Origin of the sequence: Variovorax sp. SG517, from assembly GCF_013376045.1 — a bacterium.
GTDB lineage: Bacteria > Pseudomonadota > Gammaproteobacteria > Burkholderiales > Burkholderiaceae_C > Variovorax.
In genome coordinates, this window is the sequence record NZ_JABMJG010000002.1 from 103,149 (window position 1) to 127,160 (window position 24,012).

Sequence of the window (24,012 nt, forward strand, 5' to 3'; positions counted from 1 at the left end):
GTGTTGCATTCGGCGAGGGCTGCTGGGCAGCAATCAGACCTGGATCGTCGGCTTGTAGTCCGCCGGCAGCACTTCGTTCCATTTGCCGAAGAGCGCCATCAGCCCGACGGCCACCGCGCCCGACAGCAGCACCGCGCCGCAGGCATGGGCCCAGCCGTTGTCGAAGGCGCCGAACATCACGGCGCGGAAGGCCTGCACCACCCAGCTGAAGGGCAGCCAGCCGTGCACGTCGCGGAAGAAGCCCGCCGAAAGCTCCACCGGCAGCACGCCGCCGCCGGCCGACAGCTGCAGCGTCAGCAGCAGCACGGTGAGGATGCGGCCGAAGTCGCCGAACACGTGCAGGATCGCGAACAGCACCACCAGGAACACCAGCGAGGCCAGCGCCATCGTGAGCGCCAGGGCCGGCACATCCGGGGCCTGCACCTGCAGCACGCCCACCAGCGTGGCCAGCACCAGCGCCACCTGAAGCAGCACGATCAGCGCCGGCATGGTGATCTTGCCCAGCGTCTTCGCGAGCTTCGGGTAGTGGCTGTGGTCCGAGAGCACGATGCGGATGTTGAACAGGTAGCCGGCCATCACCGCGCCGATCCACAGCGCCACCGACACCATGTTGGGCACGAAGGCGCTGCCGTTGTTGGCGACCGGTGCCACCACTTCCACCTTGGGCTCGACCGAGTCGGCCAGCCCCGAGGCGCTGCCCTGGATGCGGGTGATGGAGGCGGGCAGGGCGGCCTCGATGGTGCGCACCCCGGTCGAAAGCCGCTCCGCGCCCTGGGCGAGCTGCGCGCCGCCCTGCACGAACTCGTCGAGCTTGCGATCAGGCGGCAGCTTGCCGGACATGGCGTGGATACCGGCGGCGAGCGCCGTCATGCCGTCGGTGAGCTTTCCCACGCCGCCGTCTAGGACCGTCGCGCCGGTCGTGAGCTTGTGGTTGCCGTCCTGTGCCTTCGCCATGGCGGCCTGCGCCTGGTCGATGCCGCCGCGCAGCTTGTCGGCACCGGCGGCGAGCTCTCCCGCGCCCTTGGAGATGCGGTCGCCCACGAAGGGGATGTCGGCCGTGTCCTTCTGCATCCTGCGGGCGCCGTCGCCGAGCTGGACGGCACCGCCTTCGAGCTGCCCGAGCCCGTCGCCGATCTGCGCGAGCCCGCTGCCGAGTTCGCGCTGGCCCGCCGCGAGCTGCTGCGAGCCCGCCTTGAGCGCGCGAAGGTCCGCGTCGGCAGGCAGTTTCGATTCGATGGTGCGGATGCCGCCGTTGACCTGCTTGAATCCGCTGCCCACCTGCTGGGCAGCCGCGCTGTACTGGGCGGCGCCAGCGGCCAGCGTCTGGCTGCCGTCGCGCAGTTCCAGCAGGGCCTGCTTGAGCTTGTCGAGCCGCGCCTGCGAGCCGGAGGCCGCGTTCAGCACCAGGCCCCAGCGCTGCTCGTTGAGCATCTCGTTGACCTGGTGGCCCAGTTCGCCCGCGAAGCGCCGCGCCAGGCCGGCCGAGCTGTAGTTGTTGCCTTCGGAGGTGTAGACCACGATCTGCCCCGCACCGCGCTGCGTGCCGGGCACCGCGTTGGCGCTGAAGTCGGGCGGGATCAGCAGGGCGAAGGCCAGCGCGCCGCGCCGGACCTCGGCGCGCGCGGCTTCGGCGTCGTCCATCGCACGGAAGCCGAAGGCGCGCTTGTCGAGCAGCGTGCGCGTGAGTTCGTCGCCCACGTTGACCGTGCGCGACATGTAGGTCACGCCCCGGTCCTGGTTGACGATGGCGGCGGGCAGGTCGGCCGTGTGGCCCGCCGGGTCCCACACGCTGGAGAGGTAGATCAGCGCATAGATCGCAGGCACCACGCCCACCGCCACCACGGCCAGCAGGATGCGAGGAAAGCGCCGGACGATCGCCAGCTCGGCCCGGGCGATGGCCCAGGTGCCGGCGAACAGTGCATGGAGGTATCGCATGGGGCCAGGGGTCTTCAGAAGCGCCATGACGGTGGAAACGCGCGCAGAGCCGTCGATCAGCCCGGTTTTCGCTGCGCGGGGTCGTAGAAGAACTGTTCTTCCGCGATGCGGTCGCCCTCCCAGCGCTGCCAGGCGATCTCCTCCATGCGCATCCTGCTGCCGCCCTTGAACGTGAACTCGAAGATCCAGTGGATCGCCACGTGGTCGCCGTTCACCAGCACCGGCCGCACGCAGGTGGAAACCACCGATTCGGTGCGCTCCAGCACGGCGGTTTCCTGCGCCACCAGCGTGCCGCGGCCGCGCCGCGGCTCGGCCTGGTTCTCGCGCATGGTGGCATCTTCGGTGTAGTAGTCCTCGATGGCCTTGGCATGCGCGCCGCCTTCGACGGCGGCGATGAATGATTCGAGTCGTTCGGGCGTGGGCATTCTCAGGACTTTACTTTGACTTCGACGCGGCGGGCCTCCGCGGGAGGCCCGTCGGCCTGCGATTGCTCCGGTTTGGCCAGTTCGATCTTCTCTGCGGGCGCCCCGGCTGCCTTGAGCGCATCGCTCACCGCCATCGCGCGCTGCTTGGCGAGCTCGGCGTTCTTCGCCGGGTCGCCGCTGGCGTCGTGGTAACCGCTCACGAGCACGGTGCTGCCGCTCTGCACGGCCTTGATGACGTCGGCCAGCGCTTCCTTGGCGTTGGGCGCCACTTCGGAGCTTGCGCTGGCGAAGTAGAACTTCACCACGCCGTTCTCCACCTTCACGGCGGCGGCTTCGGCGGCCGATACGGCGCCCGATGCGACCACCGTCGCGGGTGTCGACGGCGTTGACGGCGTTGACGGTGCCATGGCCGCCGGAGCCGTGACCGCAGGCGGCGCAGGTACCTTCACCGGTGCGGCAGCCCCCGCATCGCCCGCATGGAACTTCACCACCAACGGCACGATGAGCAGCGCCACGATGTTGATGATCTTGATCAGCGGGTTGACCGCCGGGCCGGCCGTGTCCTTGTAGGGGTCGCCCACGGTGTCGCCGGTGACGGCAGCCTTGTGCGTCTCGCTGCCCTTGCCGCCGAAGTGGCCGTCCTCGATGTACTTCTTGGCGTTGTCCCAGGCGCCGCCGCCCGTGCACATGCTGATGGCGACGAACAGGCCCGTGACGATGGTGCCCATCAGCAAGCCGCCCAGCGCCTTCGGCCCGAGCACCAGGCCGACGATGATCGGCACCAGCACCGGCAGCAGCGAGGGGATCATCATTTCCTTGATGGCAGCGCCGGTCAGCATGCCCACGGCCTTGCCGTACTCGGGCTTGCCGGTGCCTTCCATGATGCCGGGGATGTCGCGGAACTGGCGGCGCACTTCTTCCACCACCGCACCCGCCGCGCGGCCCACGGCCTCCATGGCCATCGCGCCGAAGAGGTAGGGGATCAGCCCGCCGATGAAGAGGCCGACGATCACCATCGGGTCGCTCAGGTTGAAGCTGATCGCCTGGCCGAAGCTTTCCAGCTTGTGCGTGTAGTCGGCGAAGAGCACCAGCGAGGCCAGGCCCGCCGAGCCGATGGCGTAGCCCTTGGTCACGGCCTTGGTGGTGTTGCCGACCGCGTCGAGCGGGTCGGTCACGGCGCGCACGCTGTCGGGCAGTTCGCTCATCTCGGCGATGCCGCCGGCGTTGTCGGTGATGGGGCCGTAGGCGTCGAGCGCCACCACGATGCCGGCCATGCTCAGCATCGACGTGGCGGCCACCGCAATGCCGTAGAGGCCCGCGAGCGAATAGGAGGCCAGGATGGCGATGCAAACGAAGATCACCGGCCAGGCCGTCGAGCGCATCGACACGCCCAGCCCCGCGATGATGTTTGTGCCGTGGCCGGTGGTCGATGCTTGCGCGATGTGCTGCACGGGCTTGTACTGCGTGCCCGTGTAGAACTCTGTGATCCACACCAGCGCGGCCGTCAGCGCCAGGCCGACGAAGCAGGCGCCGAACAGCTTGAGCTGGCTGCCGCTCGCGGCAATGGCGTTGTCGGGGATCAGCCAGCTGGTGACGAACCAGAACGCGATCAGCGACAGGATGCCCGACACCGCCAGCCCCTTGTAGAGCGCCGGCATCACGTTGACCATGCCCGGCGAGGCCTTCACGAAGAAGCAGCCGATGATCGACGCGACGATCGACACCCCGCCCAGCGCCAGCGGGTAGAGCACCGCGTTGGTGGGCGCGGCCGCGACCATCAGTGCGCCCAGCACCATGGTGGCGATCAGCGTCACGGCATAGGTCTCGAACAGGTCGGCCGCCATGCCGGCGCAGTCGCCGACGTTGTCGCCCACGTTGTCGGCGATCACGGCCGGGTTGCGCGGGTCGTCCTCGGGGATGCCGGCTTCCACCTTGCCCACCAGGTCGGCGCCGACGTCGGCGCCCTTGGTGAAGATGCCGCCGCCCAGCCGCGCGAAGATGGAAATCAGCGAGGAGCCGAAGGCAAAGCCGATCAACGGATTGAGCACCGCCGAGAGGCTGTGCCCCGCGGCCGGCGTGCCGTTGCCGATCAGCACCCAGTAGAAGGCCGACACGCCCAGCAGGCCCAGGCCCACCACCAGCATGCCGGTGATGGCGCCGCCGCGGAAGGCAACGTCGAGCGCCGGGCCGATGCCGTGCGTGGCCGCCTGCGCGGTGCGCACGTTGGCCCGCACCGAGACGTTCATGCCGATGAAGCCGCAGGCGCCGGAGAGCACCGCGCCCACGATGAAGCCGACGGCGGTGGTGAGGTCGAGGAACACGGCGATCAGGATCGCGAGCACCACGCCGACGACGGCGATGGTGCTGTACTGCTTGGCGAGGTAGGCGGAGGCACCGGCCTGGATGGCGGCTGCGATCTCCTGCATGCGGGCGTTGCCGGCGTCCTTCGCGAGAATCCAACTTCGGGCCCAGAAACCGTAGGCCACGGCCACGAGACCGCAGACGATGGCCAGTATCAGGGGGGTGTTGCCGATCATGCTTTGCTTCTCCATTCGTTCGTTGTGACTAGTGGAGACGGACAGCACGGGCCCCTGCGTGCAACGCGTACGGGACCGTGATTTCCGCCGCGTTGCTTCCTCGAAGCTCACTGCACCGGGGGTGCGGAGCCGATTGGCCAACGGTTGCAATTTACAGGCAAAAACAGATGCGCGTGCGACCGGCCGGTGACACGGAAAGTAAACTCAGGGTTTGTCCCCGTCCCTCTCATACTTTTCAACTACTCGAAAAACGTCATGTCCTTCGACAAAGTTTCCCCCGGCAAGAACCTGCCCGATGCCTTCAACGTCGTGATCGAAATCCCGATGAACGCCGACCCGATCAAGTACGAGGTGGACAAGGAATCGGGCGCGATCTTCGTCGACCGCTTCATGACGACGGCCATGTACTACCCCGCCAACTACGGCTACGTGCCGCAGACCCTGTCGGGCGACGGCGACCCGGTCGACGTGCTGGTGATCGCGCCGTACCCGCTGCTGCCGGGCGTGGTGGTGCCGTGCCGCCCCCTGGGCATCCTGATGATGGAAGACGAAGCCGGCGTCGACGGCAAGGTGCTGGCCGTGCCCACCGACAAGGTGCTGCCCATCTATAGCCACTGGAAGTCGGTGGACGACGTGAACCCGATGCGCCTGAAGGCCATCAGCCACTTCTTCGAGCACTACAAGGACCTGGAAGCAGGCAAGTGGGTCAAGGTGCTGGGCTGGGAAGGCCTCGAGTCGGCCAAGAAGGAAATCCTGGACGGCGTCGCCAATTACAAGAAGTAAGAAGTTGAAAGTAAAAAGCTCGCCTATTCGTTCAGGAAGGGCGAGCGCCGCGGGTCGCGCATGAAGCTGCCGGCCAGCGAAGGTGCGCAGCCCGTTCCGTCCGAGACGGCGACGCGGTCGGTGTCGAACTGCAGCGTGCGGGTGCAGCCCCCGGCCTCGCGCACCACGAGGCGCCGCTGCCCGTCGAGCACGTTCTTGCCCTGCAGCAGCATGTTTCCGCGCGAATCGGGGCAGACGTAGAGATCGATGCTCAGCGTGCCGCCCACCTCGGGCGTCACGTCGAGGAAGCGGCCGTCCTTCGGGCAGCGCCCCTCCACGTAACGGCCCATCCACTGCAGAAGAGGGTGGCCGAGGTAGCTGATGCGCCGCTCGTAGTCCTGCTTCAGGCACTCGGTGTTCCCCTTGCATTCGCGGTTGCGCACCGCGATCCAGTCGCGCTGGTCCCGTTTCAGGAAGGTGGGCCACCGGCCCGTGCCGGGCATCTCGGCCTGCCGCTTGTAGAGCGCGGCCATCGCTTCGTCCTGCCGAGAAAGTCCGGGATCGGCGCAGATCGCCTTCTCGGTGGCGTTGCCGGCTTTGGCGCAGTCGAAGCTGGCGGCCATGGCCTACGGGCCGGCAGCGACTAAGCAAAGTGCCGTAACGGCCCGGCGTATGAATGTCTGCATGTTGGTTCTCTCCTCGAAGCCGATGCTAGGAGAGGCCCGGCACGCCGTCGATGTGCCAAACGGACAAGGGCGCTATGCCCTTGGGCAGAGGCGACTCAGCCGCGGACGGCGTCGCCGGCCAGCCGCATCCATTCGCGATTGACCGAGCGTGCGTGCGAGTTCCAGTGGCGAGCGGCCTGCTGGAGCTCGTCCCACTGGCGCTGCGCGCTGGCGGTGTCGCCTTGCTGGGCGAGCCACGCGACGTAGCGGGCGCGGGCCTCGACGGTGTTGTAGCGGCCCAGCGCGTCCTCGAAGGCCTGGCGCGCTTCCGCCTGCTGGCCGTCGGCGGCGAGGGCGCGCGCGGTGAGCACTGCCACTTCGTCCTTGCGGTAGTCGTCGCGGGTGGAGCGCAGCGTCTGCAGAGCCTGCAGGGCGTCGCGCCCGGCCGTGGCGCCGCCTGCGGCGAGCAGGGCGCTGGCCAGGCCGAACTGCAGCTCCGGGTCGGATGCCAGCGGGCCCTTGAGTGCATCGCGGTAGTGGCCGACGGCGTCGGCGGCCTGGCCCCTGTCGAGCGCGGCCTTGGCGAGGCGCAGCTTGTTCTGCGCAGTGGGAGCAAGGTCGTAGGCCTCGGCGGCGGCGCGGTATTCGCGCTCGGGGTCGATGAAGCCGATGGCCGCGTTCGCCACCTTGCCCGCGGTGCGCTGCATGCGCGAGGCGGGCAGGTACTCGACCACGAAGTACACGATGCTGCCCAGCAGCGGAAAGCTGAAGAGGATCAGCAGCCAGTACATCTGCTTGCCGTGGCGCATGGCATGCACGGCAAAGAACAGCGCGATGAGGACGTGCAGGCCCAGTCCCAGGAATGGCATCGATTTCTCTCTGAGTTGTTGTGGATGGCGGGCGCTTTTATAGCAGCGCGCCATGGCACTCAGGCTGACTTGAAGGGACTGCGCTCGCCCAGGTGATCCATGTAGTTCTCGATGCCCGCACCCTCGCGCTCGAGAAAGCGCTCGACCGCGTCGGCGAACGACGGATGCGCCAGCCAGTGGGCGCTGGTGGTCTTCACCGGCATCAGCGCGCGCGCCATCTTGTGCTCGCCCTGCGCGCCGCCCTCGAAACGCTGCGCGCCGTGCTCGATGCACCATGCCAGCGGCTGGTAGTAGCAGGCCTCGAAGTGCAGGCAATCGACGCGCTCCAGCGCGCCCCAGTAGCGGCCGTAGGCCACCAGGGGACGGTCGGGCTGTGTCGAGAGCGCGATCAGGCTGCTGGCCATGGGCTTGCCGTCGCGCTCGGCGATGAAGAGCAGCCAGGCCTCGGGCATCGTGTCGGCCATGCGCCGGAAGAAATCGCGCGTGAGGTAGGGCGGGTTGCCGTGCTCGCGGTAGGTGCGTTCGTAGCAGCGGTAGAAGAAGTCCCAGTCGGCCTTGCCGATGTCCGCGCCGCGCGACCAGCGGAAGCTCACGCCGGCCTCGGCCACCTTGCGGCGCTCCTGGCGGATCTTCTTTCGCTTGTCGTGGGAGAGGCTGGCGAGGAAGGCGTCGAAGTCGGCGTATTGGGCGTTCGTCCAGTGAAACTGCACCGTGTTGCGCAGCATGAGGCCCGCTTCGGTGCAGGCGGCGACGTCCGCATCGGCGCCGAACAGCAGGTGCAGCGACGACAGTTCGAGCTGCTTGCACAGCGCGATCAGCCCCTGCACCAGCAAAGTGCGGCTCTCGGCATCGCGCGCCAGCAGCCGTGCGCCCGGCACCGGCGTGAAAGGCACTGCCACCACCGCCTTCGGGTAGTAGGCCAGCCCGTGCTGCTCGTAGGCGTTGGCCCAGGCCCAGTCGAAGACGTATTCGCCGTAGGAATGGTCCTTGACGTAGAGCGGGCACGCGGCCTGCAACTGCTCGCCCTGCCAGAGCGTGACGAACTGCGGCAGCCAGCCGCTGTCCGGCGTCGCGCTTCGGCTGTCGTTCAAGGCCGTGAGGTATTCGCGGCGCATGAAAGGCGAAGGCTCGGCCTCGGCGGCCAGCAGCGCGTTCCATGCTTCCGGGCTCACGTCCGACGGAGACGGCAGAACCCGAATGACATAATCGTTCAAGCCTTTTTCTTCCTTCTGTATGACGCTCAAGCTCGCCATCGCGCAACTCAATTTTGTGGTGGGCGACCTCGCCGGCAACGCAAAGAAGATCGTCGATGCCGCGCGCGAAGCCCATGCCCAGGGTGCGCGCCTCCTGCTGACGCCCGAACTCTCGATTGCCGGCTATGCGGCGGAGGACCTGTTCCTCCGTCCCGCCTTCACCGAAGCCTGTGATGATGCCGTGAAAGGCATCGCTGCCGCTCTGGCCGACCTCAAAGACATGGTCGTGGTGGTGGGGCATCCGACGGGCGGCAGCCTGCGCAGCCGCTCGGTGGCCGTGCAGATGCGCCACAACGCGGCCAGCGTCATCAAGGAAGGCCGCATCCTCGAGACCTACGCCAAGCGCGAGCTCCCCAACTACCAGGTGTTCGACGAGCGCCGTTACTTCACGCCGGGGCAGGGCACCTGCGTGTTCGAAGTGGAGGGCGTCTCGGTCGGCCTGCTGATCTGCGAGGACGCCTGGTTCGACCAGCCGGCCGAACTGGCGCGCGATGGCGGCGCCGAGGTGCTGGCGGTGATCAACGCCTCGCCTTATCACGTCGGCAAGGAGGGCGAGCGCGTCGCGCGCATGGCCGACCGGGCGCGCGCGGTGGGGCTGCCGCTGGTCTACGCGCACCTGGTGGGCGGGCAGGACGAGGTGGTTTTCGACGGCGCCTCGTTCGCGCTGCAGGCAGATGGCACCACGGCCGTGCAGGCCCAGAGCTTCCGGGAGAAGCTGGTTTTCGCCGAACTGAAGCGCAAGCCGCAGGGCGGCGTGGGCTTCGTGGCGGAGCCAGATGCCATCGCGCCCCCGCGCGATGCCGAGGCCCAGCTCTGGGACGCCCTGGTGCTCGGCGTGCGCGACTACATCGGCAAGAACGGTTTTCCGGGCGCCATCCTGGGGCTTTCGGGCGGCATCGACTCCGCCCTGGTGCTCGCGATCGCGGTCGATGCACTGGGCAAGGACAAGGTCCGCGCAGTGATGATGCCTTCACCTTACACCGCCGACATCAGCTGGATCGACGCGCGCGACATGGCGGCCCGCCTGGGCGTGCGCTACGACGAGATTTCCATCAAGCACACCTTCGAGTCCTTCAAGGGCGCGCTGGCGGAGGAATTCAAGGGCCGGCCCGAGGACACGGCCGAGGAGAACATCCAGGCCCGCATTCGCGGCACGTTGCTGATGGGGCTGTCGAACAAGTTCGGCTCCATCGTGCTCACCACCGGCAACAAGAGCGAGATGGCCACCGGCTACTGCACGCTGTACGGCGACATGGCAGGGGGCTTCGCGGTCATCAAGGACCTGCTCAAGACCACGGTTTTCGCCCTGGCGCGCTGGCGCAATGCCCACGACCCGTACGGCACCGGCGCCGAGCCGATCCCCGAGCGGATCATCACGCGCCCACCCAGCGCCGAGCTTCGGCCCGACCAGACCGACCAGGACAGCCTCCCGCCCTACGACATCCTCGACGGAATCCTGGCACGCTACATGCAGGACGACGAGGGCATCGACGAGATCATTTCGGCCGGCTACGAGCGCGCGGTGGTCGAGCGGGTCGCGCGGCTGATCAAGATCAACGAGTACAAGCGGCGCCAGGCGCCGGTAGGAATCCGGGTCACCCACCGAAGCTTCGGCAAGGATTGGCGTTACCCTATCACCAGCAAATTCAACGAAACCGCCGGAGCGCAAAAACCATGAAGCAGATCACCGCCATCGTCAAACCCTTCAAGCTCGAGGACGTGCGCGAGGCCTTGGCCGAAGTGGGCGTCACCGGCCTGACAGTGACCGAAGTCAAGGGCTTCGGCCGCCAGAAGGGGCACACCGAGCTGTACCGAGGCGCCGAGTACGTTGTCGACTTCCTGCCGAAGATGAAGGTCGAAGTGGTCGTGAACGAAGCCGACGTGGAGCGCTGCATCGAGGCCATCGTCAATTCGGCGCGCACCGGCAAGATCGGCGACGGGAAGATCTTCGTGACCGCCGTGGAACGCATCGTGCGCATCCGTACCGGCGAAGAGAACGAGAACGCCGTTTGACTGGTTCGCCCCCAGGCTGCGCGCACTTCGTGTCGCTGCGCCAACCCCCTTCCGGGGGCAACACCTGAGGCCCGGCGGAGCCGGTTCCTCGGTGTTCTTGGAATGGCTTTCGGGGCTACCCGAAGGTCAGAGGTTTTCCGAAAGGCGGTCTTCCCGCGGATGTAGTGGCACCTCGGCGCGCAGCGCCGTGAGCAGTTCGGTCACGTCGGTGCCGGTGCGGATCAGCTCCATCTGCCAGTCGCCCATGAAGCCCTCGCGCACGCTGTGCGCCAGGAAGGCGAGCAGGCCGTCGTAGTAGCCGGCGGTGTTGAGGATGCCGGTGGGCTTGTCGTGATAGCCGAGCTGGCGCCAGGTCCAGATCTCGAACAGTTCCTCGAAGGTGCCGATGCCGCCAGGAAGGGCGACGAAGGCGTCGGCGCGCTCGCCCATCATGGCCTTGCGCTCGTGCATGGTGTCGACCACATGCAACTCGTCGCACAGGGGGTTGGCCAGTTCCTTGTCGACCAGGGCCTTGGGAATGATGCCGACGACGCGGCCGCCGGCTTCTCGGGTGGCTTCGGCCACGGTGCCCATCAGGCCGGTCCGGCCGCCGCCGTAGACCAGCTGGCCGCGATGCTGGCCGATCCATCGGCCGACCGCCTGCGCGGCTTGGGTGAATTCAGGGCGCTCGCCAGGGCGCGAGCCGCAGTACACACAGATCGAAAATTCAGGAGTCATCCCGCCATCATGCCGCAGCCGATGGGCGCGCTCATGACATGAAGCGCTGCCACAGCGCTGCCGCCCAGATGCCTGTGCACAGCGTGAGCGACAGCAGCACTGCGGCGCTGCCCATGTCCTTGGCGCGCTTGGAGAGGTCGTGCCACTCGGGCCCGATGCGGTCGATGGCGGCTTCCACCGCGGTGTTGAGCAGCTCGACGATCATCACGAGGACGGCGCTGCCCGCGAGAAGCGCCACCTCGACCCAGCTGCGACCGAGCCAGAAGGAGGCCGGGATCATCACGATCGACAGGATGGCCTCCTGCCGGAACGCGGGTTCGCTCCAGCCGGCGCGCAGGCCGTGCAGCGAGATCAGCGTGGCATGCCAGACGCGATCGAGGCCCTTGCGGGCCTTCTGCGGGTTGACGGCGGGATCGGGAAGCTTCGGCACGGCACTCATCGGCGGCTCATCGGTTTGGAGGTGATGAGCCGCGTACCGGCCCAGGCGTCGTGCCAGAACTGGCGGTCGGGGTGAAAGCGTGCCAGCAGGGCCCAGATGGCGACCCAGCCGAAGATCAGCACGGTCGATTCGCCACCTGAAAGCTTGAACGGCGCAATGGCGGCCAGCGGCGGCAGGAACCAGACCCAGCTCAGCAGGTAGCGCGCGAGCGCACGGCGCTGGCTCACGGGCTGGCCGTGCGCGTCGACGATGCGGATGTTCCAGGTTTTCATGGCGAGGGTCTGGCCCTTGGTCCAGAACCAGACGAAGTACACGCCGAAAACCACGAAAAGAAAAGCCTGCAGCAGATGGCGCCGCGAATCCATGGCGTCGCGCATCTGGCCCAGCGTGCTGAAGAGCCAGCCCGAGACGAACACCACTGCGAACAGCAGCATGCCCTCGTACAGCCAGCAGGCCATGCGGCGCCAGAGGCCAGGCACTATCGAAACGGGAGCGCTGGTGGCCGGATTGGCCGGCGAGCCAGGCTGATCGGGGCCCGAAGCCTCGGGTGAACTGGAAGCCATCGAAGCCGGGCGATCAGGGAGAAGGGGACGGGGAGGTCGATTCGGCCGCCGGCGACGGCGCAGGCACCTGGGCTTCGGCGGGAACCGGCGGGGCCGCGACGCTGGAAGAGGCGGCGGGGGCTGCAGGAACCACGGAGACAGCCGGCGTCGCAGCAGCGGCCGCAGGAGCGCGTTCCGGTGGCGAGGCCACCATGATCGTCGCAGCCGGCGTGGCGGCCGGAGCAGGAGGCGGAGCCAGCAGGATCCGGGGCGTGTGCTGACCGCCGGGCGTGACGGCGGGCACCGGCACCAGCTTCTGCGACGAAACAGGTCGAACGGGAATGGCGGCGCCACGCGGCTTGGGAGGAGCGCGTTCGGCGAGCTTGCGCTTTTCCTCCTCGCTCAGCGCCTGATATTGCTCCCACTTGACCTTGCGCTCGTCGGCGGGAATGCGCTTGACCTCGGCGAAATTCAGGCGCGCCTGCGCGCGTTGCTGGTTGCTCAGGGCAGCCCACTCGATCATGCGGCTATGCAAGGTGGATTGCTCCTCCGCCGACATGCTCCCGAAATTGCGGGACAGCGCGAGCCATTTCTTCTTTTGCCCGATGTTCAGGGTGTTCCAGTGCGCGCCCAGGGGCTTCAGGGCCTGCTGCTGTTCGGCGGTGAGTTCGCTCCAGAGCGGCTTGGTCGTCGATATCGCCTTCGGGCTCGTGGCCGGTGCGGAGCTCGTTGCGGCAGCTGGGCTTGCCGCCCCCTTGGATGTGGCCTCGGCGTGAGGCTGAGCGCAGGCGAGCGTCAGGCTGAAGGCCGCGACAGCAAACGCTCCGGCCCAAACGACAGCGCCCGCCGGAAGCGGGCGCAACGGGCGGGGGCTGTTCGCGCTGGAGGTGGAGCGGCGTCGCATTCGATCGGGGAAGGTTCAGTCGGAGGCGTTGTCGGCCTTGAGAAATTGGGCAAAACCGGGGTCGGTATAGGCGGCAGGCGGCAGATCGCCTGTCAGCAGCGCGGAATCCACCTCGGCCAGTTCGCTGGCACGGTCGTCATCCTGCATCACGCTGATGGTGATCAGGCCGGCGACGAGCGCGATCAGCGGCACCACCGAACCGATGCGGGTCCACCAGCTCCAGCCCCCGCCCATCGTGAGCGTATGGCCCGACTCCGCCGTCGCGGACGCAGTCCGCAACTGCGGAGGCTGCTTGCGCGCCGCCACGGCCTGCGCGCGCGCCACGCGCAGCCGCTCGCCGATGTCGTGCGGAAGCTCCCGGTTGCCGGCCGAAAGGCGGGCAGCCAGACGCTGGCCGAACTGATCTTCGGCAACTGAGTTGATCGAGGTTGGAACCTTAGTGTTCATAGCGATATTCCCTTGGCCTTGAGCGCCTTGCTCAGAGCGTGGACGGCTCGCGAGCAATGGGTTTTGACGCTGCCCTCGGAGCAGCCCATCGCGGCGGCCGTCTCTGCGACGTCCATTTCCTCCCAGTAACGCATCAGGAAAGCCTCGCGTTGACGGCCCGGCAATGCTGCGATCTGCTCTTCGATCTCCTGGAAGATCTGGGCGCGGCGGGTCGTGTCTTCGGCGCTCTCCGCCTCCCTAGAGTCGGTCGGCGAGACGAAGTTCTCCAGCAGATCGAAATCTCCGTCCTCGTCGACGGATTCGAAATCGCTGAGGTTGGAGAACAGGGCGCGCCGGGTTTTCTGGCGGCGGAACCAGTCGAGCGTGCAATTCGACAGGATGCGCTGGAACAGCATCGGCAACTCGGCCGCGGGCTTGTCGCCATAGTGCTGGGCCAGCTTCATCATGCTGTCCTGCACGATATCGAGGGCCGCTTCTTCATCCCGCACGTGATAGACCGAGCGCTTGAAAGCGCGCCGTTCGACGCTTTTCAGGAAGTCGGAGAGTTCTTGTTCAGTGGCCAAGCGAGAGTGGGGCGCGCAGGGTGCGCCGCGTGGGAATGGGGTCTAGCGATCGCTACGTTTATCGCCGCGGATTATGCCTTTGTAGCTTTACAAGGCGGCTGAAGCGAATCTGAACGGCCGGAAATGTCATAATCCGCCCTGCAAGTCAAAAGGCAAACGGGTCACGGTCCGGCGGAACATCAGTCCGCCCATGGCTTTGGCCTCAAGTCCTGGCGCGACCTCACAAGGGTTGGCAAGGGGCACCCAAGGTATTTCGTTCCCGAAATAAACAAAGGTTGATCATGGAAATCTCCAAGGCGGAAATCGTCTCCGCAGCCGCCGCATCCGCTGGCGCAGGCAATTCGACTCAAGAACTCATGGGCGCCGAAGTGCTGGTGAAGGCACTGCAGGCAGAAGGCGTCCAGTACGTCTGGGGCTACCCGGGCGGCGCGGTTCTCTACATCTACGACGCGTTCTACAAGCAGGACACCATCCAGCATGTGCTGGTGCGTCACGAACAGGCCGCAGTGCACGCAGCCGACGGCTATGCCCGTGCCACCGGCGAAGTCGGCGTGGCGCTGGTCACTTCCGGTCCCGGCCTGACCAATGCGGTCACCGGCATCGCGACGGCGTACATGGACTCCATCCCGATGGTGATCATCTCGGGCCAGGTGCCGACGGCAGCCATCGGCCTCGACGCCTTCCAGGAATGCGACACGGTCGGCATCACCCGTCCCATCGTCAAGCACAACTTCCTCGTCAAGGATCCCAAGGATCTGGCCATGACGATGAAGAAGGCCTTCCACATCGCACGCAGCGGCCGTCCGGGCCCGGTGGTGGTGGACGTGCCCAAGGACGTCTCGTTCAAGAAGATTCCGTACGCGGGCTATCCCGACAAGGTCGAGATGCGCTCGTACAACCCGGTGCGCAAGGGCCACGGCGGGCAGATCCGCAAGGCGCTGCAGCTCTTGCTGGCCGCCAAGCGCCCCTATATCTACACCGGCGGCGGCGTGCTGCTGGGCAACGCCTGCAACGAACTGCGCACGCTGGTCGACATGCTGGGCTACCCGGTCACCAACACGCTGATGGGCCTGGGCGCCTATCCGGCGAGCGACCGCAAGTTCCTGGGCATGCTGGGCATGCACGGCACCATCGAAGCCAACAACGCGATGCAGAACTGCGACGTGCTGCTGGCCGTGGGCGCGCGCTTCGACGACCGCGTGATCGGCAATCCCAAGCACTTCGCGCAGAACGAACGCAAGATCATCCACGTCGACATCGACCCCTCGAGCATCTCCAAGCGCGTGAAGGTCGACATCCCGATCGTCGGCGACGTGAAGGACGTGCTCACCGAACTGATCTCGATGATCCGCGAGAGCACCGCCAAGCCCGATGCCGGCGCGCTGGCCGACTGGTGGAAGACCATCGAGTCCTGGCGCTCGCGCGACTGCCTGAAGTACGACCGCGGCAACAAGGACGTGATCAAGCCGCAGTACGTGGTCGAGACCCTCTGGAACATGACCAAGGACGCCGACACGTACATCACGTCGGACGTCGGCCAGCACCAGATGTGGGCCGCCCAGTACTACCGCTTCGACGAACCGCGCCGCTGGATCAACTCCGGCGGCCTGGGCACCATGGGCGTGGGCATTCCCTACGCCATGGGCATCAAGCTCGCGAAGCCCGACTCGGAAGTGTTCACCATCACCGGCGAAGGCTCGGTGCAGATGTGCATCCAGGAACTCTCCACCTGCCTGCAGTACAACACGCCGATCAAGATCTGCTCGCTCAACAACCGCTACCTGGGCATGGTGCGCCAGTGGCAGGAGATCGAGTACTCCGGCCGCTACAGCCACAGCTACATGGATGCGCTGCCCAACTTCGTGAAGCTCGCCGAGGCCTATGGCCACGTCGGCATGCTGATCGAGCGTCCACAAGACGTGGAGCCGGCGCTGCGCGAGGCGCGCAAGCTCAAGGACCGCACGGTGTTCATGGACTTCCGCACCGACCCGACCGAAAACGTGTTCCCGATGGTGAAGGCCGGCATGGGCATCACCGAGATGCTGCTGGGTTCCGAAGATCTCTGACCGATCGACGGAACGGACATTCGCTCAACTCTTTACTACTGACGAATCTATTGCCCGCCGAGCCCGCGCATTACCGTGCACGGGGGAGGGCGGCGAAAAGAGGAGTCACGCAAACATGAAACACATCATTGCAGTGCTGCTGGAAAACGAGCCGGGTGCTCTTTCCCGCGTGGTGGGCCTGTTCTCGGCCCGCGGCTACAACATCGAATCGCTCACGGTGGCGCCCACGGAGGACGCGAGCCTCTCGCGCATGACCATCGTCACCACCGGTTCGGACGACGTGATCGAGCAGATCACCAAGCACCTGAACCGGCTGATCGAAGTGGTGAAGGTCGTCGACCTCACCGAAGGCGCCTACACCGAGCGCGAGCTCATGATGGTGAAGGTGCGCGCGGTCGGCAAGGAGCGCGAGGAGATGATGCGCATGGCGGAGATCTTCCGCGGCCGCATCATCGACGTGACCGACAAGAGCTACACCATCGAACTCACCGGCGACCACGGCAAGAACGACGCTTTCCTGGAAGCGATCGAGCGTAGCGCTATCCTCGAGACTGTCCGCACCGGTGCCAGCGGCATCGGCCGCGGCGAGCGCATCCTGCGCGTGTAGGAGGGTGAAGGCGCCCTCAGTTCATACGTTCATCCACACATGAGGCAAGAGTGATGCGAGGACTGCTCGGTTTCGACAGGATGGTGACCCCGGCGATCGTCCGGGTGCTCTACCTCCTGGGCCTGCTGGGCGTGATCGCCCTGGCGGGAGCGGCCCTCTACCAGGGGCAGTACCTGCCGGCGTTCGTGGCCCTGGTCTTCGGCGCCGTTGCCGTTCGCATCTTCAGCGAACTGTTCATCGTGCTGTTCCGCATCCACGACAGCCTCGTGTCCATCAACCAGCAGATGAAGGACCGGAATTCCTCCGGCCTTTGAGTGAAATGCATCCCGCACGGGTGCGAGAGATTTTTTAGGAGAGATTCAAATGAAGGTTTACTACGACAAGGACGCTGACCTGAGCCTCATCAAGGGCAAGACGGTTGCAATCATCGGCTACGGCTCGCAGGGCCATGCGCACGCGCAGAACCTGAACGACAGCGGTGTGAAGGTCGTGGTCGGCCTGCGCAAGGGTGGCGCTTCCTGGCCCAAGGTCGAGAAGGCCGGCCTGAAGGTCGCCGAAGTGGCCGAGGCCGTGAAGGCCGCCGACGTGGTCATGATCCTGCTGCCCGACGAGCAGATCGCCAACGTCTACAAGAACGACGTGGCTCCGAACATCAAGGAAGGCGCTTCGCTGGTCTTCGCGCACGGCTTCAACGTGCACTACGGCTTCGTTCAGCCGCGCGCCGACCTCGACGTGTGGATGGTCGCTCCCAAGGCTCCGGGCCACACCGTGCGCAGCACCTACACCCAGGGCGGCGGCGTGCCCCACCTCGTGGCCGTGCACCAGGACAAGACCGGCAAGGCGCGTGACCTCGCGCTGAGCTACGCCACCGCCAACGGCGGCGGCAAGGCCGGCATCATCGAGACCAACTTCCGCGAAGAAACCGAGACCGACCTGTTCGGCGAACAAGCGGTTCTGTGCGGCGGCACGGTCGAGCTGATCAAGGCCGGCTTCGAGACGCTGGTGGAAGCCGGCTATGCCCCCGAAATGGCGTACTTCGAGTGCCTGCACGAGCTGAAGCTGATCGTCGACCTGATCTACGAAGGCGGCATCGCCAACATGAACTACTCGATCTCGAACAACGCCGAGTACGGCGAGTACGTCACCGGCCCGCGCGTCGTGACCGAAGAGACCAAGAAGGTCATGAAGCAGGTGCTGAAGGACATCCAGACCGGCGAATACGCCAAGAGCTTCGTGCTGGAAAACGCCGCCGGCGCTCCCACGCTGATCAGCCGCCGCCGCCTGAATGCAGAGCACCAGATCGAAGTCGTCGGCGAGAAACTGCGCGCGATGATGCCCTGGATCAAGAAGAACAAGCTGGTCGACCAGACCCGCAACTGATCTGCGAGCCAGGAGGGCGCTTCGGCGCCCGTTTCCCGAGGGCCACCCGTTGCGGTGGCCCTTTTGTTTGAAAGGGGACGACGCGGGCCCCTGAACTACACTGCGAACCATGCGATTCACAGATCAAGATGCTATCGAATGGATAGCTACCCACGCAGCACGCACGAGGGATGGAGGCAAATTCGATGCATGACGACACGCTTCCCGACGATGTGCCGCCGCGCAAGCGCCGCAAGGGCATCTACATCCTGCCGAACCTGTTCACGCTGGCGGCGCTGTTCGGCGGCTTCTATTCGGTCGTGATGGCCATGAACGCGCGCTTCGACCTCGCGGCGCTCGGCGTGTTCGCGGCGATGATCCTCGACAGCCTCGACGGCCGCGTCGCGCGCATGACCAACACGCAGAGCGCGTTCGGCGAGCAGATGGATTCGCTGTCCGACATGGTGTCGTTCGGCGCGGCGCCGGCGCTCATCGCCTATGAGTGGTCGCTCAAGGGGCTGGGCCGCTGGGGATGGATCGCGGCTTTCGTGTACTGCGCCTGCGCGGCGCTGCGGCTCGCGCGCTTCAACGTCAACACCGGCGTGGTCGACAAGCGCTGGTTCCAGGGGCTGCCGTCGCCCGCGGCCGCGGCGCTCGTGGCGGGCTTCATCTGGCTCGTGAACGAATGGGGCAAGCGCGGCGGCGAGGTGCTGTACCTTTCGTGGACGCAGATCACCTGGGTCACCTTCGCATTCACGCTGTACGCGGGCCTCACCATGGTCACCAACGCGCCGTTCTACAGCTTCAAGGACATCCAGATGAAGAAGAGCGTGCCTTTCGCGGTGATCGTGCTGATCGCGCTGGGCATCGCCGTCATCAACATCCACCCGCCGACAGTGCTGTTCGGCCTGTTCGTCGTCTACGGCCTGAGTGGCTACGTGGTCTATGCGTGGCGCAAGGCCAAGGGCCAGCCGGTCAGCGTGATCAGCACCTCGACGGAAGAGCCCGACGAGCGGGGATTGCACAACTGACACGGTGGCTTGTGCTACATTCACAACCCTCATGACCAAGATTTCGCTGCTGGCCCTACTAGCCCTCCCTCACGGGCGGAGACGGTAGCGCACGCGCAAATCCCTCACCACGGCCCGTTCGCACCAGCAACGGGCCGTTTGTCTTTTGGGGTTGCTGGTCGATTACCAACCATCACAGAGAAATCGACATGCTCAAGCAACCTCAAAGCAAATACCGCGCATTCGCCCCGATCGGCCTCAAGGACCGTACCTGGCCCAATGCCGTGCTGACCAAGGCGCCGATCTGGCTGTCGACCGACCTGCGCGATGGCAATCAGGCCCTGGTCGAGCCCATGGACATCGCGCGCAAGATGCGCATGTTCGAAACCCTCGTGGCCATCGGCTTCAAGGAGATCGAAGTCGGCTTCCCCTCGGCCTCGCAGATCGAATTCGACTTCGTGCGCAAGCTCATCGAGGAAGACCGCATTCCCGACGACGTGACGATCCAGGTGCTGACGCAGGCGCGCGACCACCTCATCGCTCGCACCTTCGAATCGCTGCAGGGCGCCCCGCGCGCGATCGTGCATCTCTACAACGCAGTTGCGCCTGTCATGCGCCGCGTGGTGCTCGGCATGGACGAGGACCAGATCGTCGAACTCGCCAGCAGCCATGCCCGCATGTTCAACGAGTTCGCTGCCAAGCAGCCAAACACGAAGTGGACCTTCCAGTACTCGCCCGAGATGTTCTCGGGCACCGACGTTCACTTCTCCAAGCGCGTGGTCGATGCAGTGACCGAAGTCTGGGCGCCGACGCCCGAGCGCAAGTGCATCGTCAACCTGCCCACCACGGTCGAGCACTCCACGCCGAACATCTTCGCCGACATGATCGAGTGGATGCACCGCAACCTCGCTCGCCGCGACTCCATCGTGCTGTGCGTGCATCCGCACAATGACCGCGGCACCGGTACGGCGGCCGGCGAACTGGCCCTGATGGCCGGCGCCGAGCGCATCGAAGGCTGCCTCTTCGGCAACGGCGAGCGCACCGGCAACCTCGACCTGGTTAACGTCGCGCTCAACCTCTACACCCAGGGCGTATCGCCGGAGCTCGACTTCTCGAACATCGATGAGATCCGCGCCACGGTCGAGCACTGCAACCAGATCCCGGTGCATCCGCGCCATCCGTACGTGGGCGACCTGGTCTACACATCGTTCTCGGGCTCGCACCAGGACGCGATCAAGAAGGCCTTCGCGGCGCGCAAGGACGGCGACATCTGGGAGATTCCGTACCTCCCCATCGACCCGAAGGACGTGGGCCGCAGCTACGAAGCCGTGATCCGTGTGAACAGCCAGTCCGGCAAGGGCGGCATGGCCTACCTGCTCGAGAGCGAGTACGGCATCGAGATGCCGCGCCGCCTGCAGATGGAATTCATGCAGTCGGTGCAGCGCGTGATGGACGTGGCCGGCAAGGAGCTCACCGCCGCCGACCTCTGGCAGCTGTTCGTGCGCGAGTACGGCATCGAGACCGTGCAATCCCTGCAGCAGCGCGTGATCAAGGAGGAGGGCGAGGGCGCCGACGCCTCCGTGGTTCTGCGCGGAGACCTGGCCTGGGACGGCGAAGTCCGTGCCATCGAAGGCCGCGGCAATGGCCCCATCGACGCCTTCACCCAGGCGCTGAGCAAGGCCACCGGGCACACCGTGCGCGTGATGGACTACCACCAGCACGCCATCGGCGCCGGTGCCGACGCGAAGGCGGTGGCCTACCTGGAACTGCGCGTGGACGAAAGCCAGACGCTTTTCGGCGTGGGCATGGACGCGAACGTGGTCACGGCCTCGCTGAAGGCGATCGTCTCGGGCGTGCAACGTGCGCGTACCCGGGGCGCGCACAGCGCACAATCGGTGGTTGAAGTCGCCTGACGCTGAAGCGCTGGTCCGGTCCGGACGCGCAGGAAGGGCGCGTACGAAGGAGAACCACGATGACCGACCAGCTGATCATTTTCGACACCACCTTGCGCGACGGCGAGCAATCGCCGGGCGCCTCGATGACGCGCGACGAGAAGATGCGCATTGCCAAGCTGCTGGAGCGGCTGAAGGTCGACGTCATCGAGGCCGGCTTCCCGGCCAGCTCGAACGGCGATTTCGAGGCGGTGAAGGCGATCGCCAACACTATCAAGGATTCGACGGTGTGCGGCCTCTCGCGCGCCAACGACCGCGACATCGGCCGCGCGGCCGAGGCCCTCAGGGGCGCGGCCCGCGGACGGATCCACACCTTCATCGCCACCTCGCCGCTTCACATGGAAAAGAAGCTGCGCATGTCGCCCGACGAAGTCCATGAGCAGGCCAGGCTGGCCGTGCGCTTTGCGCGCAACCAGATCGGCGACGTCGAATTCAGCCCTGAGGACGGCTACCGCAGCGATCCAGACTTTCTGTGCCGCGTGCTCGAAACCGTGATCAACGAGGGCGCGACCACCATCAACGTGCCCGACACCGTGGGCTACGCCATTCCCGAGCTCTACGGCAACTTCATCAAGATGCTGCGCGAGCGCATTCCCAACAGCGACAAGGCGATCTGGTCGGTGCACTGCCACAACGACCTGGGCATGGCGGTGGCCAACTCGCTGGCCGGCGTGAAGATCGGCGGCGCGCGCCAGGTGGAGTGCACCATCAACGGCCTGGGCGAGCGCGCGGGCAACTGCTCGCTCGAGGAGGTCGTCATGGCGGTGAAGACCCGCAAGGACTATTTCGGGCTCGACCTGCGCATCGACACCCAGCACATCGTGGCCGCGAGCCGCATGGTCAGCCAGACCACCGGCTTCGTAGTGCAGCCCAACAAGGCCGTGGTGGGCGCCAATGCCTTCGCGCACGCATCGGGCATTCACCAGGACGGCGTGCTCAAGGCGCGCGACACCTACGAGATCATGCGCGCGGAAGACGTGGGCTGGACCGCCAACAAGATCGTGCTGGGCAAGCTCAGCGGCCGCAACGCTTTCAAGCAGCGCCTGCAGGAGCTGGGCGTGGCCATGGACAGCGAAGGCGAGATCAATGCCGCCTTCCTGCGCTTCAAGGAGCTGGCCGACCGGAAGTCGGAGATTTTCGACGAGGACATCCTCGCGCTCGTCAGCGCCGAAGAGGTGTCGAACGTTGGTGAGCAGTTTGCTTTCGTCTCTCTCTCCCAGCACAGTGAAACCGGCGAGCGCCCCCAGGCGAAAATCGTCTTCACCGTCCAGGGCAAGGAAGTCACCGGCGAATCCGACGGGAATGGCCCGGTTGATGCTTCCCTGAAGGCCATCGAGTCGCATGTCAAGAGCGGCGCCGAAATGGTTCTTTACTCTGTAAATGCCATCAGCGGCTCGACGGAAAGCCAGGGAGAAGTTACAGTCCGGTTACAAAACGCAGGGCGGGTAGTCAACGGTGTGGGAGCGGATCCCGACATCGTTGTCGCTTCGGCCAAGGCTTATTTGAGTGCGCTCAATAAGTTACAGAGCCAAGCTGAGAGAGTTGCGGCACAAGGTTAGGTTTTCGGGCGATCCTTGATATTCGAATGAAGAAGAGGATGCAAGTAACTGATATTGCGTGTCTTTTTTGATTTCGATACACTGCGGTCCTCGTTTGTCGCCGCTGGAGATTTTTTAATGCCTGAAGCCCGCCTAAGCCGAGTTTCCAGCCAGCGGTTCCTGCCCGCTTTCAAAGCCATCGCCGTCGCGCTCTGCGCCACGGCGTTTTTGCTGCCTGGCGCCCAGGCTGCCAAGAAGGAAAAGCCCGCCGCTGCCAAGGCCGCCGTCGCCAAGAAGGCGAAGGGTCCGGTGCCGGTCGAAGTCAAGCGCAACGCCGCTTCCTCGAAAACCGCCGCCGTCGCCAAGCGCGGCGGCCGTGCCGAAAAGGCCGAACGTGCCGAGAAGGTGGTTCGCGGCGGCCGCAACGTCGTCGCCACCATCCACAAGAAGAATGGCAAGACCGTGGTGGCCGTGCAGCGCCGCTCGGTGGTTCGCGTCGTCGAGGCTCCCCCGCGCCAATCCTTCGGCCAGATGGCCGGCCTGCATGGAACCGAAGACGCGCTCGACCTGAAGTCGAGCGTTGCGCTGGTCATCGACCAGGACACCCACGAAGTGCTGTTCAGCAAGAACGACCACGCCGTGCTGCCGATCGCGTCGCTCACCAAGCTCATGACCGGCCTGCTGATCAGCGAGGCCCATCTGCCGAACGACGAGCTCATCACCATCACCCAGGACGACGTCGATACCGAAAAGCGCAGCAGCTCGCGCCTGACCGTCGGCACCACGCTCTCGCGCGGCGAACTGCTGCACCTGGCGCTGATGTCGAGCGAGAACCGCGCCGCGCACGCGCTGGGCCGCACCTATCCGGGTGGCCTGACGACCTTCGTGAGCATCATGAACGCCAAGGCCAAGATGCTCGGCATGAAGGACACGCGCTACGTGGAGCCCACCGGCCTGTCGAGCCGCAACCAGTCGAGCGCGCAAGACCTGGCGCTGCTGGTCAATGCCGCCTACGCCGATGCCACGGTTCGTTCGCTGTCCACCTCGCCTGAATACCAGGTCGAAGTCGGCAACCGCGTGCTGCAGTTCAACACCACCAACCGCCTCGTGAAGAGCCCCGATTGGGAAATCGGCGTGCAGAAGACCGGCTACATCTCCGAAGCCGGCCAATGCCTTGTGATGCAGGCCCGGGTGGCCGGCCGCAAGCTGATCATGGTGTTCTTGGATTCGGCCGGCAAGTTCAGCCGTATCGCCGACGCAGAGCGCGTTCGCCGCTGGGTGGAAGCCACGCATTCGGTCGGCTCGCCGGCAGCTTCGTCGCGCAACGCTGCTTATCAGGTGGCAGGCTGATCGACGGATCCGGTCTCCAGCTTCCCAACGAAAACAGGCCCTCGCAGGGCCTGTTTTGT

The 24,012-nt window shown here is 65.8% G+C and carries 23 protein-coding genes; 11 read left to right on the forward strand and 12 right to left on the reverse strand.

Annotated features, from left to right (window positions below; genetic code table 11):
• Nucleotides 1-33: 33 nt before the first annotated feature.
• From FHT32_RS05855 to FHT32_RS05865, 3 genes are read right to left on the reverse strand one after another with little or no spacing between them, the layout of a single operon-like run.
• Complete coding sequence (locus tag FHT32_RS05855) at nucleotides 34-1,935, reverse strand: YhgE/Pip domain-containing protein (protein WP_176663712.1); 1,902 nt, start codon at nucleotides 1,933-1,935, stop codon at nucleotides 34-36.
• A 56-nt stretch (nucleotides 1,936-1,991) separates the two neighbouring features.
• Nucleotides 1,992-2,360, reverse strand: coding sequence for a nuclear transport factor 2 family protein (locus FHT32_RS05860; protein ID WP_176663713.1), 369 nt, complete (start codon nucleotides 2,358-2,360; stop codon nucleotides 1,992-1,994).
• A gap of 2 nt (nucleotides 2,361-2,362) precedes the next feature.
• The gene (locus FHT32_RS05865; protein WP_176663714.1) at nucleotides 2,363-4,897 is read right to left on the reverse strand and encodes a sodium-translocating pyrophosphatase; all 2,535 of its coding nucleotides are present in this window, start codon (nucleotides 4,895-4,897) and stop codon (nucleotides 2,363-2,365) included.
• 255 nt (nucleotides 4,898-5,152) lie between these two features.
• On the opposite strand from FHT32_RS05865, the gene ppa reads away from it, so the two are divergent.
• Nucleotides 5,153-5,680 (forward strand): inorganic diphosphatase, encoded by a 528-nt coding sequence (ppa, locus tag FHT32_RS05870; protein ID WP_176663715.1) that lies wholly within the window; start codon nucleotides 5,153-5,155, stop codon nucleotides 5,678-5,680.
• A 23-nt stretch (nucleotides 5,681-5,703) separates the two neighbouring features.
• Here ppa and FHT32_RS05875 read toward each other — a convergent pair whose 3' ends face one another.
• The 3 genes from FHT32_RS05875 to FHT32_RS05885 all read right to left on the reverse strand — a co-directional run bounded on the left by FHT32_RS05875 (nucleotide 5,704) and on the right by FHT32_RS05885 (nucleotide 8,407).
• Nucleotides 5,704-6,282 (reverse strand): lysozyme inhibitor LprI family protein, encoded by a 579-nt coding sequence (locus FHT32_RS05875; RefSeq protein WP_176663716.1) that lies wholly within the window; start codon nucleotides 6,280-6,282, stop codon nucleotides 5,704-5,706.
• Between the two features lie 158 nt (nucleotides 6,283-6,440).
• Entirely contained in the window at nucleotides 6,441-7,193 is a 753-nt protein-coding gene (locus FHT32_RS05880; protein WP_176663717.1) for a hypothetical protein, read from the reverse strand.
• A 59-nt stretch (nucleotides 7,194-7,252) separates the two neighbouring features.
• Nucleotides 7,253-8,407 carry a GNAT family N-acetyltransferase gene (locus FHT32_RS05885; RefSeq protein WP_176663718.1) on the reverse strand — a complete coding sequence of 385 codons (1,155 nt, stop codon included), beginning with the start codon at nucleotides 8,405-8,407 and terminating at the stop codon, nucleotides 7,253-7,255.
• Nucleotides 8,408-8,426: 19 nt separating this feature from the next.
• On the opposite strand from FHT32_RS05885, the gene FHT32_RS05890 reads away from it, so the two are divergent.
• Nucleotides 8,427-10,124: an NAD+ synthase gene (locus FHT32_RS05890; protein WP_176663719.1), complete on the forward strand. Its 1,698-nt coding sequence runs from the start codon at nucleotides 8,427-8,429 to the stop codon at nucleotides 10,122-10,124.
• Complete coding sequence (locus FHT32_RS05895; protein ID WP_019652991.1) at nucleotides 10,121-10,459, forward strand: P-II family nitrogen regulator; 339 nt, start codon at nucleotides 10,121-10,123, stop codon at nucleotides 10,457-10,459. Before FHT32_RS05890 ends, FHT32_RS05895 begins: the two co-directional genes overlap by 4 nt.
• A gap of 126 nt (nucleotides 10,460-10,585) precedes the next feature.
• On the opposite strand, the gene FHT32_RS05900 is transcribed toward FHT32_RS05895, so the two are convergent.
• The 6 genes from FHT32_RS05900 to FHT32_RS05925 are packed head-to-tail and all read right to left on the reverse strand — an operon-like array spanning nucleotide 10,586 to nucleotide 14,071.
• A complete protein-coding gene (locus FHT32_RS05900) occupies nucleotides 10,586-11,176 on the reverse strand; it encodes a TIGR00730 family Rossman fold protein (RefSeq protein ID WP_176663720.1) in 591 nt (196 codons plus the stop codon).
• 31 nt (nucleotides 11,177-11,207) lie between these two features.
• Nucleotides 11,208-11,615 (reverse strand): diacylglycerol kinase, encoded by a 408-nt coding sequence (locus tag FHT32_RS05905; protein ID WP_176663721.1) that lies wholly within the window; start codon nucleotides 11,613-11,615, stop codon nucleotides 11,208-11,210.
• Complete coding sequence (locus FHT32_RS05910) at nucleotides 11,612-12,178, reverse strand: RDD family protein (RefSeq protein WP_176663722.1); 567 nt, start codon at nucleotides 12,176-12,178, stop codon at nucleotides 11,612-11,614. Before FHT32_RS05910 ends, FHT32_RS05905 begins: the two co-directional genes overlap by 4 nt.
• Before the next feature lie 13 nt (nucleotides 12,179-12,191).
• Complete coding sequence (locus FHT32_RS05915) at nucleotides 12,192-13,061, reverse strand: DUF3106 domain-containing protein (protein ID WP_176663723.1); 870 nt, start codon at nucleotides 13,059-13,061, stop codon at nucleotides 12,192-12,194.
• Between the two features lie 15 nt (nucleotides 13,062-13,076).
• Nucleotides 13,077-13,508, reverse strand: coding sequence for a DUF3619 family protein (locus tag FHT32_RS05920; RefSeq protein WP_176663724.1), 432 nt, complete (start codon nucleotides 13,506-13,508; stop codon nucleotides 13,077-13,079).
• Nucleotides 13,505-14,071 carry an RNA polymerase sigma factor gene (locus tag FHT32_RS05925; protein WP_176663725.1) on the reverse strand — a complete coding sequence of 189 codons (567 nt, stop codon included), beginning with the start codon at nucleotides 14,069-14,071 and terminating at the stop codon, nucleotides 13,505-13,507. Before FHT32_RS05925 ends, FHT32_RS05920 begins: the two co-directional genes overlap by 4 nt.
• Nucleotides 14,072-14,352: 281 nt before the next feature.
• On the opposite strand from FHT32_RS05925, the gene FHT32_RS05930 reads away from it, so the two are divergent.
• From FHT32_RS05930 to FHT32_RS05965, 8 genes are all read left to right on the forward strand, one after another.
• Nucleotides 14,353-16,137, forward strand: a complete 1,785-nt coding sequence (locus tag FHT32_RS05930; protein ID WP_093195497.1) for an acetolactate synthase 3 catalytic subunit — start codon at nucleotides 14,353-14,355, stop codon at nucleotides 16,135-16,137.
• Between the two features lie 115 nt (nucleotides 16,138-16,252).
• Nucleotides 16,253-16,744 (forward strand): acetolactate synthase small subunit, encoded by a 492-nt coding sequence (ilvN, locus tag FHT32_RS05935; protein ID WP_007834236.1) that lies wholly within the window; start codon nucleotides 16,253-16,255, stop codon nucleotides 16,742-16,744.
• Between the two features lie 53 nt (nucleotides 16,745-16,797).
• On the forward strand, nucleotides 16,798-17,058 hold the full coding sequence (locus tag FHT32_RS05940) for a DUF4282 domain-containing protein (protein ID WP_176663726.1): 261 nt from the start codon (nucleotides 16,798-16,800) through the stop codon (nucleotides 17,056-17,058).
• 49 nt (nucleotides 17,059-17,107) lie between these two features.
• Nucleotides 17,108-18,124: a ketol-acid reductoisomerase gene (ilvC, locus tag FHT32_RS05945; protein ID WP_019652982.1), complete on the forward strand. Its 1,017-nt coding sequence runs from the start codon at nucleotides 17,108-17,110 to the stop codon at nucleotides 18,122-18,124.
• Between the two features lie 185 nt (nucleotides 18,125-18,309).
• Nucleotides 18,310-19,134 carry a CDP-diacylglycerol--serine O-phosphatidyltransferase gene (gene pssA / locus FHT32_RS05950; RefSeq protein ID WP_176663727.1) on the forward strand — a complete coding sequence of 275 codons (825 nt, stop codon included), beginning with the start codon at nucleotides 18,310-18,312 and terminating at the stop codon, nucleotides 19,132-19,134.
• A 188-nt stretch (nucleotides 19,135-19,322) separates the two neighbouring features.
• Nucleotides 19,323-21,026, forward strand: coding sequence for a 2-isopropylmalate synthase (gene leuA, locus FHT32_RS05955; protein ID WP_176663728.1), 1,704 nt, complete (start codon nucleotides 19,323-19,325; stop codon nucleotides 21,024-21,026).
• 59 nt (nucleotides 21,027-21,085) lie between these two features.
• The gene (locus FHT32_RS05960; protein ID WP_176663729.1) at nucleotides 21,086-22,624 is read left to right on the forward strand and encodes a 2-isopropylmalate synthase; all 1,539 of its coding nucleotides are present in this window, start codon (nucleotides 21,086-21,088) and stop codon (nucleotides 22,622-22,624) included.
• A 117-nt stretch (nucleotides 22,625-22,741) separates the two neighbouring features.
• Complete coding sequence (locus FHT32_RS05965; RefSeq protein ID WP_176663730.1) at nucleotides 22,742-23,953, forward strand: serine hydrolase; 1,212 nt, start codon at nucleotides 22,742-22,744, stop codon at nucleotides 23,951-23,953.
• The last annotated feature ends 59 nt before the right edge of the window (nucleotides 23,954-24,012 follow it).

Coding starts and splice junctions, on each gene's coding strand:
- FHT32_RS05855 (WP_176663712.1), bottom strand. CDS start 1,935: ATGCGATACCTCCATGCACTGTTCGCCGGCACCTGGGCCATCGCCCGG.
- FHT32_RS05860 (WP_176663713.1), bottom strand. CDS start 2,360: ATGCCCACGCCCGAACGACTCGAATCATTCATCGCCGCCGTCGAAGGC.
- FHT32_RS05865 (WP_176663714.1), bottom strand. CDS start 4,897: ATGATCGGCAACACCCCCCTGATACTGGCCATCGTCTGCGGTCTCGTG.
- ppa (WP_176663715.1), top strand. CDS start 5,153: ATGTCCTTCGACAAAGTTTCCCCCGGCAAGAACCTGCCCGATGCCTTC.
- FHT32_RS05875 (WP_176663716.1), bottom strand. CDS start 6,282: ATGGCCGCCAGCTTCGACTGCGCCAAAGCCGGCAACGCCACCGAGAAG.
- FHT32_RS05880 (WP_176663717.1), bottom strand. CDS start 7,193: ATGCCATTCCTGGGACTGGGCCTGCACGTCCTCATCGCGCTGTTCTTT.
- FHT32_RS05890 (WP_176663719.1), top strand. CDS start 8,427: ATGACGCTCAAGCTCGCCATCGCGCAACTCAATTTTGTGGTGGGCGAC.
- FHT32_RS05895 (WP_019652991.1), top strand. CDS start 10,121: ATGAAGCAGATCACCGCCATCGTCAAACCCTTCAAGCTCGAGGACGTG.
- FHT32_RS05900 (WP_176663720.1), bottom strand. CDS start 11,176: ATGACTCCTGAATTTTCGATCTGTGTGTACTGCGGCTCGCGCCCTGGC.
- FHT32_RS05905 (WP_176663721.1), bottom strand. CDS start 11,615: ATGAGTGCCGTGCCGAAGCTTCCCGATCCCGCCGTCAACCCGCAGAAG.
- FHT32_RS05910 (WP_176663722.1), bottom strand. CDS start 12,178: ATGGCTTCCAGTTCACCCGAGGCTTCGGGCCCCGATCAGCCTGGCTCG.
- FHT32_RS05915 (WP_176663723.1), bottom strand. CDS start 13,061: ATGCGACGCCGCTCCACCTCCAGCGCGAACAGCCCCCGCCCGTTGCGC.
- FHT32_RS05920 (WP_176663724.1), bottom strand. CDS start 13,508: ATGAACACTAAGGTTCCAACCTCGATCAACTCAGTTGCCGAAGATCAG.
- FHT32_RS05930 (WP_093195497.1), top strand. CDS start 14,353: ATGGAAATCTCCAAGGCGGAAATCGTCTCCGCAGCCGCCGCATCCGCT.
- ilvN (WP_007834236.1), top strand. CDS start 16,253: ATGAAACACATCATTGCAGTGCTGCTGGAAAACGAGCCGGGTGCTCTT.
- FHT32_RS05940 (WP_176663726.1), top strand. CDS start 16,798: ATGCGAGGACTGCTCGGTTTCGACAGGATGGTGACCCCGGCGATCGTC.
- ilvC (WP_019652982.1), top strand. CDS start 17,108: ATGAAGGTTTACTACGACAAGGACGCTGACCTGAGCCTCATCAAGGGC.
- pssA (WP_176663727.1), top strand. CDS start 18,310: ATGCATGACGACACGCTTCCCGACGATGTGCCGCCGCGCAAGCGCCGC.
- leuA (WP_176663728.1), top strand. CDS start 19,323: ATGCTCAAGCAACCTCAAAGCAAATACCGCGCATTCGCCCCGATCGGC.
- FHT32_RS05960 (WP_176663729.1), top strand. CDS start 21,086: ATGACCGACCAGCTGATCATTTTCGACACCACCTTGCGCGACGGCGAG.
- FHT32_RS05965 (WP_176663730.1), top strand. CDS start 22,742: ATGCCTGAAGCCCGCCTAAGCCGAGTTTCCAGCCAGCGGTTCCTGCCC.